The sequence below is a fragment of the Ectothiorhodospira variabilis genome, from assembly GCF_022227625.1.
GTDB lineage: Bacteria > Pseudomonadota > Gammaproteobacteria > Ectothiorhodospirales > Ectothiorhodospiraceae > Ectothiorhodospira > Ectothiorhodospira haloalkaliphila.
The window spans coordinates 189286-202440 of sequence record NZ_JAJNAO010000002.1 but is presented as its reverse complement, the minus strand read 5'-3'; the positions used below and the strand labels follow the sequence as shown (position 1 = coordinate 202440).

General features: G+C 64.5%; 14 protein-coding genes and 1 riboswitch. Of the genes, 4 read left to right on the top strand and 10 right to left on the bottom strand.

Annotation, left to right across the window (positions count from 1 at the left end; genetic code table 11):
• Positions 1-49: 49 nt before the first annotated feature.
• Together hldE and waaA are read left to right on the top strand one after the other, a co-directional pair.
• The gene (gene hldE, locus LPW30_RS03575; RefSeq protein WP_239680225.1) at positions 50-1477 is read left to right on the top strand and encodes a bifunctional D-glycero-beta-D-manno-heptose-7-phosphate kinase/D-glycero-beta-D-manno-heptose 1-phosphate adenylyltransferase HldE; all 1428 of its coding nucleotides are present in this window, start codon (positions 50-52) and stop codon (positions 1475-1477) included.
• A gap of 7 nt (positions 1478-1484) precedes the next feature.
• The gene (gene waaA, locus LPW30_RS03570) at positions 1485-2759 is read left to right on the top strand and encodes a lipid IV(A) 3-deoxy-D-manno-octulosonic acid transferase (protein ID WP_239680094.1); all 1275 of its coding nucleotides are present in this window, start codon (positions 1485-1487) and stop codon (positions 2757-2759) included.
• Between the two features lie 285 nt (positions 2760-3044).
• Here the strand turns inward: waaA and LPW30_RS03565 are convergent, their stop codons facing one another.
• From LPW30_RS03565 to LPW30_RS03550, 4 genes are all read right to left on the bottom strand, one after another.
• Positions 3045-3605 carry a hydrolase gene (locus tag LPW30_RS03565; protein WP_239680093.1) on the bottom strand — a complete coding sequence of 187 codons (561 nt, stop codon included), beginning with the start codon at positions 3603-3605 and terminating at the stop codon, positions 3045-3047.
• Positions 3606-3624: 19 nt separating this feature from the next.
• Positions 3625-4974 (bottom strand): TolC family outer membrane protein, encoded by a 1350-nt coding sequence (locus tag LPW30_RS03560; RefSeq protein ID WP_239680092.1) that lies wholly within the window; start codon positions 4972-4974, stop codon positions 3625-3627.
• A 100-nt stretch (positions 4975-5074) separates the two neighbouring features.
• Positions 5075-5395 (bottom strand): rhodanese-like domain-containing protein, encoded by a 321-nt coding sequence (locus LPW30_RS03555; RefSeq protein WP_025280563.1) that lies wholly within the window; start codon positions 5393-5395, stop codon positions 5075-5077.
• 8 nt (positions 5396-5403) lie between these two features.
• Positions 5404-6060: a protein-L-isoaspartate O-methyltransferase family protein gene (locus LPW30_RS03550; protein ID WP_239680091.1), complete on the bottom strand. Its 657-nt coding sequence runs from the start codon at positions 6058-6060 to the stop codon at positions 5404-5406.
• 155 nt (positions 6061-6215) lie between these two features.
• Between LPW30_RS03550 and pap the strand changes: the two genes are divergently transcribed.
• Together pap and thiC are read left to right on the top strand one after the other, a co-directional pair.
• Entirely contained in the window at positions 6216-7706 is a 1491-nt protein-coding gene (gene pap, locus LPW30_RS03545) for a polyphosphate:AMP phosphotransferase (protein WP_239680090.1), read from the top strand.
• Positions 7707-7762: 56 nt separating this feature from the next.
• A riboswitch (TPP riboswitch) is annotated at positions 7763-7856 on the top strand.
• 41 nt (positions 7857-7897) lie between these two features.
• Positions 7898-9787, top strand: coding sequence for a phosphomethylpyrimidine synthase ThiC (thiC, locus tag LPW30_RS03540; protein WP_239680089.1), 1890 nt, complete (start codon positions 7898-7900; stop codon positions 9785-9787).
• 29 nt (positions 9788-9816) lie between these two features.
• Here thiC and LPW30_RS03535 read toward each other — a convergent pair whose 3' ends face one another.
• From LPW30_RS03535 to hpf, 6 genes are read right to left on the bottom strand one after another with little or no spacing between them, the layout of a single operon-like run.
• The gene (locus LPW30_RS03535; RefSeq protein ID WP_025280567.1) at positions 9817-10086 is read right to left on the bottom strand and encodes an HPr family phosphocarrier protein; all 270 of its coding nucleotides are present in this window, start codon (positions 10084-10086) and stop codon (positions 9817-9819) included.
• Positions 10087-10482 (bottom strand): PTS sugar transporter subunit IIA, encoded by a 396-nt coding sequence (locus LPW30_RS03530; RefSeq protein ID WP_025280568.1) that lies wholly within the window; start codon positions 10480-10482, stop codon positions 10087-10089.
• Between the two features lie 21 nt (positions 10483-10503).
• On the bottom strand, positions 10504-11364 hold the full coding sequence (gene rapZ / locus LPW30_RS03525) for an RNase adapter RapZ (protein WP_238623716.1): 861 nt from the start codon (positions 11362-11364) through the stop codon (positions 10504-10506).
• Positions 11361-12308, bottom strand: a complete 948-nt coding sequence (gene hprK, locus LPW30_RS03520; RefSeq protein WP_026623567.1) for an HPr(Ser) kinase/phosphatase — start codon at positions 12306-12308, stop codon at positions 11361-11363. Before hprK ends, rapZ begins: the two co-directional genes overlap by 4 nt.
• Before the next feature lie 4 nt (positions 12309-12312).
• Positions 12313-12780 (bottom strand): PTS sugar transporter subunit IIA, encoded by a 468-nt coding sequence (locus LPW30_RS03515; protein WP_025280570.1) that lies wholly within the window; start codon positions 12778-12780, stop codon positions 12313-12315.
• 7 nt (positions 12781-12787) lie between these two features.
• Positions 12788-13111, bottom strand: coding sequence for a ribosome hibernation-promoting factor, HPF/YfiA family (gene hpf, locus LPW30_RS03510; RefSeq protein ID WP_025280571.1), 324 nt, complete (start codon positions 13109-13111; stop codon positions 12788-12790).
• Between the last annotated feature and the right edge of the window lie 44 nt (positions 13112-13155).

The following is a 13155-nucleotide window of genomic DNA, read 5'->3' as shown; positions in this document are numbered from 1 at the left end:
TGGACCGGTCTTGTATCATGCCCGGGATTGCTGAGTGAGGTGAATGCTGGTGAAACCTGGAATGCCCCCCTTCGAACAGGCCCGGGTCATGGTGGTGGGTGACCTGATGCTGGACCGCTACTGGTCCGGTGCCACGGCGCGGATCTCGCCGGAGGCCCCGGTGCCGGTGGTGCATGTCAATGAGGTGGAGGAACGCCCTGGCGGCGCCGCCAACGTGGCTCTGAACCTGGCGCGACTGGGTGTGCAAACGCACCTGGCGGGCGTGGTGGGCCAGGACGAGGCGGCCGCCTCGCTGGATCGGCTGCTGGCGGATGCGGGGGTGACCTGCGAGCTCGTTCGGGACCCGGCGGTTCCCACCATTACCAAACTTCGGGTGATGAGTCGGCATCAGCAACTGCTGCGCCTGGATTTTGAACAGCCGCTGGACAACGTGGATACCCAGGCCTTGCTGGATATCCTGCCCCATGCGCTGGCCTCGGTGTCGGTGCTCGTGCTTTCCGATTACGGCAAAGGAACCCTGGCAGCCGCACCTCAGCTGATTGCCCGGGCCCGTGAGGCGGGCGTGCCCGTGCTGGTGGACCCCAAGGGAAGGGACTTCGAGCGTTATCGCGGGGCCACGTTGCTCACGCCCAATCTGGCTGAGTTCGAGGCTGTGGTCGGCGCCTGCCCCAGGGACGACATGCTGGTGGAGCGAGGCGAACGGCTGCGCGCTGAACTGGGTCTCGAGGGGCTGCTGATCACCCTGAGTGAGCGGGGCATGCTGCTGATCCGCGAAGGGCACGATCCCGTGCATCTGCCCACCCGCGCACGGGAGGTTTTCGATGTGACCGGGGCAGGGGATACGGTGATCTCCTTGGTGGCCGCCGCCCTGGCCACGGGGCAGGACATGGCCGCGGCTGCGGCCCTGGCCAACCTGGGTGCCGGGATCGTGGTGGGCAAGCTGGGTACGGGCTACGTGAAGCCCGCTGAACTGCGGGCCGCGTTGCGCGGGAATCATGGCGGCTGGAGCAGTCTGCTGTCGGAGAGCGATCTCATGCTGGCCGTGGAGGAGGCGCGGGCCCAGGGAGAGCGCATCGTCATGACCAATGGCTGTTTCGACATCCTCCATGCCGGGCATGTGGCTTACCTGGAGCAGGCCCGCAAGCGGGGTGATCGTCTGATCGTCGCGGTGAACGACGATGCTTCCGTGGCCCGCCTCAAGGGCCCGGAGCGGCCGGTGAATCCGCTGGAGCGCCGCATGGCCGTACTGGCGGGGCTGGCCTGTGTGGACTGGGTGGTGCCCTTTGGTGAAGATACCCCGGAACGCCTGATCTGCGCGGTGCGGCCCGATGTGCTGGTCAAGGGCGGCGATTATCGCCCCGATGAGATTGCCGGAGCTGGCTGTGTGCGCGAAGCGGGTGGCACGGTGGAGGTGTTGCCGTTCCTGGATGGGGTGTCGACGTCGGGGGTGATTGATCGGATTCGGTCGGGCGGTTAGATGCCCGATGACGCAAGCACTCTATAATCTCCTGATCCATTTGCTCACGCCCGTTTTCCTGCTGCGACTGCTTTGGCGCAGCCGTCGCAACCCGGCCTATCGGCAGCGCTGGGGCGAGAGGCTGGGGTTTCCAGAGCCGCCTCGTGATAGGCGTCCCCATCTGTGGGTGCATGCCGTATCGGTGGGGGAGGTGGTGGCGGCCACTGCGCTGATCCGGGCCTGGCGGGAACGGCATCCGGAGCAGCCGGTGCTGGTCACGACCACCACCCCCACGGGGGCAGACGAGGTGGTCCGGCGCTTGGGGGATGCGGTGATCCATCGCTATCTGCCATTCGATCTGCCGGGTGCCGTGGGGAGGTTCCTCAAACGGATGCCCGTGGACCGGCTGCTGGTCATGGAAACCGAACTCTGGCCCAACCTCTACAGGGCCTGTCACGCCCATCGCACCCCGATCCTGCTGGTGAATGCCCGTCTGTCTCCCCGTTCCTTTCGCGGCTATCAGCGACTGCGCCCGCTGGTGCAACGCACCCTGGGGTGGCTGGAGGGCGTGGCGGCCCGCGGGCCGGAGGATGCTGACCGCTTCGTCGCCTTGGGGGCGTTGCCCGATCGGGTCCGGGTGGCCGGCAACATCAAGTATGACCTGACGCTCTCCGACGCCCTGCTGAATCAGGCCCGCGCCCTGCGCGACACCCTGGGCACGCGTCCGGTCTGGATCGCCGCCAGCACCCATCCCGGTGAAGATGAGCAGGTGCTCAAGGCCCACGCCATCGTGCGCCAGGCGCTGCCCGATGCCTTGCTCATTCTGGTGCCCCGGCATCCGGAGCGCTTCGAGACCGTGGCACGCCTGTGCCGTGAGTCAGGATGGGAGCCTTCAAGGCGCAGCGCGGGACAGGTGCCTGACAATACTCAGGCGGTATGGCTGGGCGACAGCATGGGGGAACTGCTCATGCTCTACGGCGTGGCCGATGTGGCCTTTGTGGGGGGGAGCCTGGTGCCTACGGGGGGACATAACCCCCTGGAGCCTGCTGCCCATGGCGTGCCTGTGGTGACGGGGCCTCAGGTGTTCAATTTTAGCGAAGTGTTTGCGGCGCTGTCCGACGCGGGTGGGGTGTGCAATGTGAAGGGCGCTGACGAGCTGGGCCAAATCATCCTGCAATTGCTATCCGCAGGTGAGGAACGTGAGGCCCTCGCCGGGGCGGCCTTGCAGGTGCTGGAATCAAATCGTGGAGCAGTGGCTCGAGTGCTCAAATGGGCAGAGGATATGGCGCCGACTCCCCCATAGTGTATGGGGGCGGGTCATTTCCGTTCCCATGAGTGTCGGGGTGACTTCTGTGGGAGCGGGCCTTGCCCGCGAAAGCGGTGGGCACATGGCCTGGCCCGGCCGAGTTATGTGGGAGCGGGCCTTGCCCGCGAAAGCGGTGGGCATATGGCCTGGCTCGGGCGCTGCTGTCGCAGCGCATCGCCGGCAGGCCGGCTCCCACAAGGGGGGGGCAGGCCGGCTCCCACAGGGGAGGTTGGCTGGCTCCGACTGAGGGGGCTGGCTGGCTCCGACTGAGGGGGCTGGCGATCAGCGGATCAGCTTCAGCAGATCCTTGAAGCGGGGGTGGGTGCACTCGCCCAGCCATTCGAACATCACCGACTCGGCATTGGTCACGATCACGCCGGCGCGGGCCATGCGGGCCAGGGCATTGTCCCGGTTGCGGGGGGCGCGGGAACAGATGCCGTCCTCCACCACGAATACCTGGAAACCCTCCTGGGTGAGCCGCAGGGCCGTCTGCAATACGCACACATGGGCCTCCATGCCGCAAACGATCACCTGCGGGCGGCGGGCGCTCTTGAGGGCATCCATGATGCCTGGGTCGCCGCAGCAGGAGAACGAGGTCTTGTCCAGCACCCGGGCCGTCTCGGGTAACTGTTCCAGGACCTGGCCAGCCGTGTGACCGATCCCCTGGGGGTACTGCTCCGTTACGGTGACCGGGATGTTCAGCATCCCGGCGGCCCGGGCCAGGCGGCCCGCGTTGTAGTAAACCTGGGTACGCTCGGCCTCGTCCATGGCCAGGGCCAGCTTTTCCTGGATGTCCACCACCAATAGGTGGCTGCGGCCGGGGTTGCAGAGCAGTTCGGTCATGGTCTCAATCCGGTTCCGCTTAATCCAGCCAGGTGTTCACGCTCACCAGATCTTCCTGGGTGAGGGTGCCCGCAGCCTGCTTCAGGCGCAGGGTGTTGAGCAGGTAATCGTAACGGGCCTCGGAGAAATCCCGCTCGGCCCGGAAGACCTGGCGCAATTCCAGCAGCACATCCACGGCCGTGCGCGTACCCACCTCGAAGCCGGCTTCGGCAGCCTCGAAGGAGGCCCGTGTGGACTCCAGGGCCTGTTCCAGCGCCCGCACGCGGGAGATGCCGGCATTCACGGAAAGGAAAGCGCTGCGGGTCTGCTGGACGGTGCGGCGCTCCGCCAGTTCCTGCTGCTCGCGGGAGGCATCGAAGTTCTCACGGGCTTCCCGGGTCAGGGAACTCACCCGGCCACCGGTGTAGATGGGCACGCGCAACTGCACGCCGATCTGGGTGTCCCGGCGGTCCAGGAATTGCTGGGCACGCTGTTGTGCTTCGGGGCCGCCACCGAAGCTTGGCAGATCATGGTACTCCTGATCCGTATAGCTGGCCGACAGCCCCAGGGTCGGGTAGTGACCGGAGCGCTGACGCCGGATCTCCTGGGCTGCCACCTCGGTACCCAGGCGCTGGGCCACCAGGTTCAGGTTGGCCTCCCGAGCCGTTTCCACCCACTGGTTCTTGTCCACGGGATCCGGTATCACCAGAGGCATGCGGTCGGAGAGTTCCGACATGCTCTCGTAGTACTGTCCGGTGATCACCGCCAGGTCCTCCCGGGCCTGATCCAGCCGGTTCTGGGCGGCAATCTCCTCGGCCACCGACAGATCGAACTGGGCCTGGGCCTCCTTGACGTCAGTGATGGCGATCAGGCCCACCTCAAAGCGACGATCCGCCTGCTCCAGCTGCCGGCCAATGGCCTCTTTTTCCGCCTCGGCGAAGGAGAGGTTGTCCTTGGCCGAGAGCACTCCGAAATAGGCCTCGGCCACCCGCAGGATCAGTTCCTGACGAGCGGCATCACGCACGGCCGTCGCCTGGGCGATGCCCAGATCCGCCTGGCGCAGGGCCACGTAGTTGGCGTGATCATAGATCGTCTGATTAAGGGACAACTCGAAGCTGCGGGTCTGAAAGTCCAGAGAGTCCCCGCCGTCCACGTCCCTGTCCGTGTAGGCATAGCCCAGGGTGCCCTCGATCTGCGGCAGCAGCACGGAGCGGGCCTGGGGGCGGGCCTGCAGGGCGGCGCGGAACTCGGCCTCGGCGGCGCGCACTTCCGCATCCCGCTCCTGGGCAGTGCGGTAAACCTCCAGCAAATCGGCAGCATACAGAGGCGCGGCCGCCGTGGTCAGTGAAACAAACAGGCCGGCCAGCAGCGGTTTGCGAAAGCGGATCATGGGCATCTCCAGCCGCAAGGGGTGGGGGTCACAGGGAACATCAGCATAATCTGATATCGTATCTTCATCGAGGCTGGATTGGGAACCTTGGCGGACTGCTTCAGTAGGTGGGCAGCTTCGGGTCCACCTGGCGGGCCCAGGCGTCCATGCCGCCCTCCAGATTGATCACCCGGGTGAAGCCCTGATGTTCAAGATAGTGGGCCACCTGCAGGGAGCGGATACCATGATGACAGATCAGCACCACTTCTTCGTCCGGGTCCAGGGTCTCTTCAAGTTCGTCCAGTTGCCCCAGGGGGAATAGCTGGGCCCCTTCCAGGTGCACGATTTCGTATTCCCAGGGTTCGCGCACGTCAATGAGTTGCGGCGGCTCCTGGCTCGACCGCAGATGATCGTGAAGCTGCTGTGCCGTCAGTCTCTGCATGGGCGGATTCAGAAGACGAAACGGGGGGCCTCTTCGAACCCCTGCAGTGGTTTCAGGCAGGTTTCGAAGAGGCCATGACGGGAGAAATCATTCTCACCCACGCGGATCACCAGCATCGCCTGCATGGCCGGCGGTTCTCCCACCACCACGAACAGACGTCCACCCAGATTCAATTGACGCTCGAAGTCTTCCCGATAGCGTGCCATGGAGGCGGTCACTGCGATGACGTCATACAGGCCATGGCGACCGGACCAGCCCTCGGCGGCATTGCCGGTGACCAGGTTGACGTTGCGCAGTTGCAGATCCTTCAGTGGCTGCCCCGCGGTGCGGGTGAAGTCTTCGTGAATGTCCACGCTCTCCACATGACTTCCCAACTGGGCAAGGCAGGCGGTGAGATAGCCGGAGCCGGTGCCCACTTCCAGGATGACGTCACGGGGCTGAATGTCCAGTGCCTGCAGGAGGCGTCCTTCCACGGTGGGGCGCATCATGGATTCGCCATGACCCAGAGGGACCTCCAGGTCGGCATAGGCCAGCATGCGCTGACTCTCGGGCACAAAACGCTCCCGGGGGGTGTGTTCCATCACGGACAGTACACGCGGATCCAGCACCTCCCAGGGGCGGATCTGCTGTTCAACCATATTGAAACGGGCTTGTTCGAGGTTCATGGTGGTGGTCTCTGCATCTTGTGGTTGTTATGCCGGGCGGCCATGATGGTGCGCCGCCCGGTGATGAGTCGTGAACGGAAGGTTAAGGTCTTGGGCAGGGTGGGGCAAGACCTGCGCCCATCGGGTGCGGGCATCACACGGTGACGGGGTCAGGCATGTTCGAAGCAGCGGAGTTGGGCAGAAAGGTATCGAAGCAGACTTACAAGGAGGCGGTGCCACGACTGCGGGCCGATCTGCTGGAGGCCCAACGCCGTCTGCGGGACACGGACGCCGCTGTGATCATCATCGTCGAGGGTGTCGATGGCGTCGGCCGTGGTGAGGTGGTGAACTGCCTGAATACCTGGCTGGATACCCGGGGGGTGGAGACCCATGCCTTCTGGGAGCAGAGTTCCGATCAGTTGCAGCGTCCGCCCCTATGGCGTTACTGGCAGTCCATGCCCCGCCGAGGCAGTATCGGCATCTTCTTCGGCGGCTGGTATGCCCGGCCCATCCGTCAGCGCATTCATGATGAATGGGACGAGGCCAGCCTGCATGAGTCCCTCACCCGCATCCGGGATTTCGAGAGCATGCTGGTGGTGGATGGGGCCCTGATCATCAAGTTCTGGTTCCATCTGACCCGTTCCGAACAGAAGGCCCGGCTCAAACAACGCCTCAAGGACCCCGCCAGCCGCTGGTATCGGTTGCCCAAAGGCAAGGATCAGACCATCCGCTATCAGCGCCTGGTGGAGACCGGGGAGCGGGTGATCCGCGAGACCGATAGCGGACTCGCCCCCTGGTATCTGATCGAGGCCACCGATCCCCGGTACCGGGATCTCACCGTGGGTCGCACCCTGCTCGATGCCATTAACGAGCGCCTGCAGGCAGGTGGGCCGCCCCATGAGGGCGTCTCGCTCTCCCACGCGCCGAGCCTGCCTCCCGAGCCTTCTGCCCGTGTGACGGTGCTGGACCATCTGGACATGACTCAGGCCCTGGAAAAGACGGACTACAAGAAACGCCTGGCTCGTGCCCAGGCGCGGCTGCGCGATCTGACCTGGCGGGCCAAGGACAAGGGGGTGGCCATGGTGATCGTGTTCGAGGGCTGGGATGCCGCTGGCAAGGGAGGGGCCATTCGTCGCCTCACCTCCGGGATTGATGCGCGTCTTTACCGTGTGGTGGCCGTGGCGGCCCCCACCGACGAGGAGCGCGCCCATCATTATTTGTGGCGCTTCTGGCGCTACGTGCCGCCCCGGGGACGCATGACGGTGTTCGACCGGTCCTGGTACGGACGCGTGCTCGTGGAGCGGGTAGAGGGGTTTGCCGCCGAGGATCGCTGGCGCCGGGCCTATCACGAGATCAACGACTTCGAGGAGCAGTTGGTGGAGCACGACATCGTGCTGGTGAAGTTCTGGCTGCACATCACGGAAGAAGAGCAACTGGAGCGTTTCCGGGAGCGCGAGAAGGTCGCTTACAAGCAACACAAGATCACCGACGAGGACTGGCGCAATCGCCAGCAGCGGGAGGGCTACAACGCGGCGGTGAACGAGATGGTGGTGCGCACCAGCACCGAATACGCGCCCTGGACGCTGGTATCGGCCAACGACAAGCGCTTTGCGCGGGTGACGGTGCTGGAAACGGTGTGCGAACGCCTGGAGGCGGCGATCAGTTGAGGTGAACGAGGAGCCCTTCGGGCTTGCCAAGCCCTGGCATCTGGGCTAGCTTGGGCGCCTGAAGCTAGGGGTGCCCCCGAAGGGGGCTGAGACAGTCCCTTGGAACCTGAACCGGATCATACCGGCGGAGGGAAGCTTCGGAGGCGCGCAACCGCGCCCCGTGGTGACCGCCGCCCCCTTGAGGTCATCGCATGAGCGCCATCCCCCAGGATTTTGTCACGCAAACCGCCCGTCTGTCCGACGAGATCACCCAGCCCTTCCCGGGCTCCCGCAAGATCCATGTGCCCGGTTCCCGCCCGGACATCCAGGTACCCATGCGCGAGGTCGCCCTGGCTGAGACCCAGACCAGCGCCGGTACCGAGCACAACCCTCCCATCACCCTGTATGACACCTCGGGCCCCTATACCGACCCCGAGGCCCGCATCGATCTGATGAAGGGCCTGCCCGCGTTGCGCGAGCCCTGGATTCTGGAGCGGGACAATACCGAGCAACTGGACGGACCCAGTTCCCGATTTGGTCGGGAGCGGGCTGATGATCCGGAGTTGGCGTCCTTGCGGTTTGAGCATATTCGCGCGCCGCGCCGTGCCCGTGAGGGGCGCAACATCACCCAGATGCACTATGCCCGCCAGGGGATCGTGACGCCGGAGATGGAGTATGTGGCCATCCGCGAGAACTGCCGCCTGCAGGAGATGCGCGCCGACCCTCGATACGCGGCCCTGCTGCGTCAGCACCCGGGGGAATCTTTCGGGGCCCACATCCCCGAGGTCATCACCCCGGAGTTCGTGCGCGACGAGGTGGCCGCGGGCCGCGCCGTCATCCCCGCCAACATCAACCATCCGGAGCTGGAGCCCATGATCATCGGGCGCAACTTCCGGGTGAAGATCAACACCAATATCGGCAACTCCTCACTCACCTCCAGCATCAGCGAAGAGGTGGAAAAACTGGTGTGGTCCTGCCGCTGGGGCGGCGACACCCTGATGGACCTGTCCACCGGCAAGAACATCCATGAAACTCGCGAGTGGGTGCTGCGCAACAGCCCGGTTCCCATCGGCACCGTGCCCATCTATCAGGCCCTGGAGAAGGTGGACGGCAAGGCCGAGGACCTCACCTGGGAGCTGTTCCGCGACACCCTCATCGAGCAGGCAGAGCAGGGCGTGGACTATTTCACCATCCATGCCGGCGTGCTGCTGCGCTATGTGCCGCTCACCGCCCAGCGGCTCACCGGCATCGTCTCCCGGGGCGGTTCCATCATGGCCAAGTGGTGCCTGGCCCACCATGAAGAGAACTTCCTCTACACCCATTTCGAGGACATCTGCGAGATCATGAAGGCCTATGACGTGGCCTTCTCCCTGGGGGACGGGCTGCGCCCGGGCAGCCTGGCCGATGCCAACGACGCCGCCCAGTTCGCCGAGCTGGAGACCCTGGGCGAGCTCACCCGCATCGCCTGGGAGCACGATGTACAGGTGATGATCGAGGGCCCGGGGCATGTGCCTTTGCACCGCGTGAAGGAGAATGTGGAAAAGGAGCTGGCAGACTGCTTCGAGGCGCCTTTCTACACCCTGGGGCCGCTGGTCACGGATGTGGCCCCGGCCTACGATCACATCACCTCCGGGATTGGCGCCGCCAACATCGGCTGGTATGGCACGGCCATGCTGTGCTACGTGACCCCCAAGGAGCACCTGGGGCTGCCCAACAAGCAGGACGTTCGCGACGGCATCATCACCTATCGCATCGCCGCCCATGCGGCGGATCTGGCCAAGGGTTTCCCCGGGGCACAGGTGCGCGACAACGCCCTGTCAAAGGCCCGCTTCGAGTTCCGCTGGCAGGATCAGTTCAACCTGTCGCTGGACCCGGAGCGGGCGCGGGAATTCCATGACGAGACCCTGCCCAAGGAGGCGCACAAGGTGGCCCATTTCTGCTCCATGTGCGGGCCACATTTCTGTTCCATGAAGATCACTCAGGATGTGCGGGAGTATGCGGCGCGCCAGGGCATGTCCGCTGAGGAGGCCCTGGAGAAGGGGATGCAGGAGAAGGCGGTGGAGTTCGTGGAGAAGGGGGGGAAGGTGTACCGGGAGGTGTAGGCTTTCTTGCCTTCCCCCAATGCCTGCGACTACTCAGGTTCCCCGAAGCGCTCCCCGATCAATCCCTCCAGCGCTTCCAGGGCCTGCTCGGCATCCTCCCCCTCGGCGATCAGGCGCACGGTGGTGCCGCGGCTGGCGGCCAGCATCATGATGCCCATGATGCTCTTGCCATTCACGCGGCGGCTGCCCTTTTCCACCTCCAGGTCAGCCGCATAACTACTGGCCAGGTTGACGAACTTGGCCGCTGCACGTGCATGCATGCCCAGCTTGTTGATGATCTCGACTTCCCGCGTGGGCATTTAACTGTGGGTCTCGCAGAGAAGGATGCCGTCGTGGCCACCACTGATGGCCTTGTTGACCAGTTCATGCAGGCGCAGGGTGGGGTAGTTCAGCACTCGCACCAGCATGGGGAGGTTCAGCCCGGCGATCACCTGGACCTTGGGCTGCTGGGTGAGACGGTTGGCGATATTGCTGGGGGTGGAGCCGTACATGTCGGTGAGCACCAGGACGCCGTCCCCCTGGTGGAGTCGATGATAGGCATCGATGGCCTTGCCCAGGAGGATGTCCGGGTCACCGGACTGGGAGACCGCCAGGCAGTACGTTTCCAGCGGGATGGTGCCCATCATGGAACGCGCCGTGTTGAGCAGGTCTTCCCCGATGTGATTGTGTGTAATGATCATGAGTCCGACGGACATGCTGGCATCCCGGTTCAAGGATCAGGAAAGTTCACGGTGACGGGTGCTCACCGCCTCGCCCCTGAGGCCGCGGAAATGTTCCGCCAGTCTCTCCGCTAGATAGACTGAGCGATGCTGCCCGCCAGTGCAACCAATGGATACGGTCAGGTATGAGCGGTTTTCACCCTCGAATCGCGGGATCCAGGTGGTCAGGAAGTCGCGCAACGAGGCAAACATCTCCTCCACCATGGGGTGATTGTCCAGGAATCGGGCCACTTCCTCGTCACGGCCGGTAAGGCCGCGCAGCAGCGGTTCCCAGTGAGGGTTGGGAAGACAGCGTACATCGAAGACAAAATCCGAGTCCACTGGTGCGCCATGCTTGAAACCGAAGGACTGGATCAGCAGGGAGATGCCCCGGTCGGCGGCCTGTTCCACACGCTCACGGATCGTCTGACTCAGCTGGTGCACGTTGGTGCGGGTGGTGTCGATGGCGAGATCGGCATGGTTGGCGATATTGGAGAGCAGCTTGCGCTCCAGATGGATGGCCTCCCACAAGGGCACGCCGTCGCGGGTGAGGGGATGCCGTCGACGGGTCTCGCTGAAGCGTCGCAGCAGGGTCTCCTCCTCTGCCTGGAGGAAGATGATCTGCAGATCCACGCCCATGGCGCGGATCTCCTCGACGATGGTGTCGAAACGATCCAGTTCCTCGATGCCGCTGCGGGCGTCGATGCCCACGGCGGCCTCGTCGTACAGGGTGAGGCGGGGGCTGCGCAGCTGCGCGACCACCGCTGTGAGCAGGCCCAGGTGCAGGTTATCGATGCAGTAATAGCCCGCATCCTCCAGGGCATGCAGGGCCACGGTCTTGCCGGAGCCGGACAGGCCACTGACGATGATGAGCTTCATGGGCTTTCGCTCTGCATCTGCTTGCGTTGTCGGGCAGCCAGGTCGTCGCCGGCATAATAACCGCGCAGGCGCAGCAGGTGGTTGCGAATCGCGCCTTCCACCATGACGGCCAGGTTGCGTCCCGGGGCGACCGGCAGGGTGATGACCGGGATTTCCAGCCCCAGCACCACCCGGGTGTAGCGCACCCCGTGCAGGCGGTCGATATCCTCGGCCTGCACCTTGGCCTGATCCTTGAGATCGATGATCAGGCGCAGGTACTTGCTGTTCTTGATGGCGCTATCGCCGTACATGGCCTTCACATTGAGCACGCCCAGCCCCCTCACCTCGAGAAAATTCTCCAGCACCGGCGGGCAGGTGCCACGCAGGATGTCCGGGGCGATGCGGGCGAATTCCGGGGCATCGTCCGCCACCAGGCGGTGGCCCCGGCTGATGAGCTCCAGGGCCAGTTCGCTCTTTCCCACGGCGCTATCGCCGGTCAAGAGCACCCCGATTCCCAGCACTTCCATGAACACCCCGTGCAGGGTGGTGGTCTCCGCCAGCTTGTTGCTGAAGAAGTAACGCAGGATATTGATCAGCTCATGGCTGGGCAGGGCGGTGCGCAGCAGCGGCACCGACTGGCGCTCCGACAGGGTGCGCAGCTCCGGGAGGGGCTCCAGGTTATCGGTCACGATCAGCATGGAGGAGGCGCCGCTGCACAATTGCTCCAGAATGTCTCGCTGGGAGTTCTTGCGCAGCGACCACAGGTAGCGCATCTCATCATTCCCCAGTACCTGGATCTGGTTGGGGTGGATGATGTTCAGGTGACCCACCAGGGACGGACTGCCATGGGGGGTGGACCGGTGCGATATGCTCCGGCCACCCCCCTGAGTACCCGCCACCCAGGTGAGGCCCAGGCGCTCCTCCATGACCTCCATGATGTTGCTGACGGTGAGCGAGTCGGTCATGGGCTCATCCCGGGGCTTCGGTGTCCCATTCCCGCACCAGAGTCAGCAGGTCCGAAGGACCGGAGGTGCTGCGCAGCCGGGCCAGCGTCTCCGGATCGGAGAACATCCTTGCCAGCAACGCGAGGATCTGGAGATGCTCGTCCGTGCAGTCTGCCGGCACCACCAGCGCGAACAGGATGTCCACCGGCTCACTGTCGGGGGCATCGTAGTCGACGCCCTTTTCCAGCTTGAGCAGCGCGGCACAGGCCTCGCTGGCGCCGGCCAGTCGACCGTGGGGGATGGCCACGCCATGCCCCAGGCCCGTGCTGCCCAGGCGCTCCCGGGCCAGCAGGCTGTCGAAGATCTCGCCCTGGGTGAGCTTGGGTAGATGATTGGAGAGCATCTCGCCCAGCATCTCCAGCGCACGTTTCTTGCTGCTCACGTCCGTCTGGCAGTGCACCCGCTCAGGGGCGAGAAGATCACCGATGTTCATGAAACGCTCACTCGATGTGGTTGCGGTGGGAGCCTTCCGCCCGGTGGTGGTCCTTGAGCTTCTCCTTGTGCTTCACCACCTGGCGATCCAGTTTGTCCACCAGGGCGTCGATGGCGGCGTACATGTCCGTATGCGTGGCCTCGGCATGGATGCTGTTACCGCTGAGCAACAGGTTGCTCTCGGCCTTTTGCTGCAGCTTCTCCACGGTCAGGATCACATGCACGTCGATGACGTTGTCAAAATGCCGCTCCAGGCGCTCGAACTTCTCGTTGACGTAGTTGCGCAGAGCGTCGGTCAGGTCGACGTGATGACCGGTGAGGTTGATCTGCATGAGATGACTCCTTGGGAATGGATAGGGATGGGTAATGATCAGGA

Excerpts from the sequence above, each read along its gene's own strand:
- waaA (WP_239680094.1), top strand. The coding sequence starts at position 1,485 with ATGACGCAAGCACTCTATAATCTCCTGATCCATTTGCTCACGCCCGTT.
- LPW30_RS03565 (WP_239680093.1), bottom strand. The coding sequence starts at position 3,605 with ATGACCGAACTGCTCTGCAACCCCGGCCGCAGCCACCTATTGGTGGTG.
- LPW30_RS03560 (WP_239680092.1), bottom strand. The coding sequence starts at position 4,974 with ATGATCCGCTTTCGCAAACCGCTGCTGGCCGGCCTGTTTGTTTCACTG.
- LPW30_RS03555 (WP_025280563.1), bottom strand. The coding sequence starts at position 5,395 with ATGCAGAGACTGACGGCACAGCAGCTTCACGATCATCTGCGGTCGAGC.
- LPW30_RS03550 (WP_239680091.1), bottom strand. The coding sequence starts at position 6,060 with ATGAACCTCGAACAAGCCCGTTTCAATATGGTTGAACAGCAGATCCGC.
- pap (WP_239680090.1), top strand. The coding sequence starts at position 6,216 with ATGTTCGAAGCAGCGGAGTTGGGCAGAAAGGTATCGAAGCAGACTTAC.
- thiC (WP_239680089.1), top strand. The coding sequence starts at position 7,898 with ATGAGCGCCATCCCCCAGGATTTTGTCACGCAAACCGCCCGTCTGTCC.
- LPW30_RS03535 (WP_025280567.1), bottom strand. The coding sequence starts at position 10,086 with ATGCCCACGCGGGAAGTCGAGATCATCAACAAGCTGGGCATGCATGCA.
- LPW30_RS03530 (WP_025280568.1), bottom strand. The coding sequence starts at position 10,482 with ATGTCCGTCGGACTCATGATCATTACACACAATCACATCGGGGAAGAC.
- rapZ (WP_238623716.1), bottom strand. The coding sequence starts at position 11,364 with ATGAAGCTCATCATCGTCAGTGGCCTGTCCGGCTCCGGCAAGACCGTG.
- hprK (WP_026623567.1), bottom strand. The coding sequence starts at position 12,308 with ATGACCGACTCGCTCACCGTCAGCAACATCATGGAGGTCATGGAGGAG.
- LPW30_RS03515 (WP_025280570.1), bottom strand. The coding sequence starts at position 12,780 with ATGAACATCGGTGATCTTCTCGCCCCTGAGCGGGTGCACTGCCAGACG.
- hpf (WP_025280571.1), bottom strand. The coding sequence starts at position 13,111 with ATGCAGATCAACCTCACCGGTCATCACGTCGACCTGACCGACGCTCTG.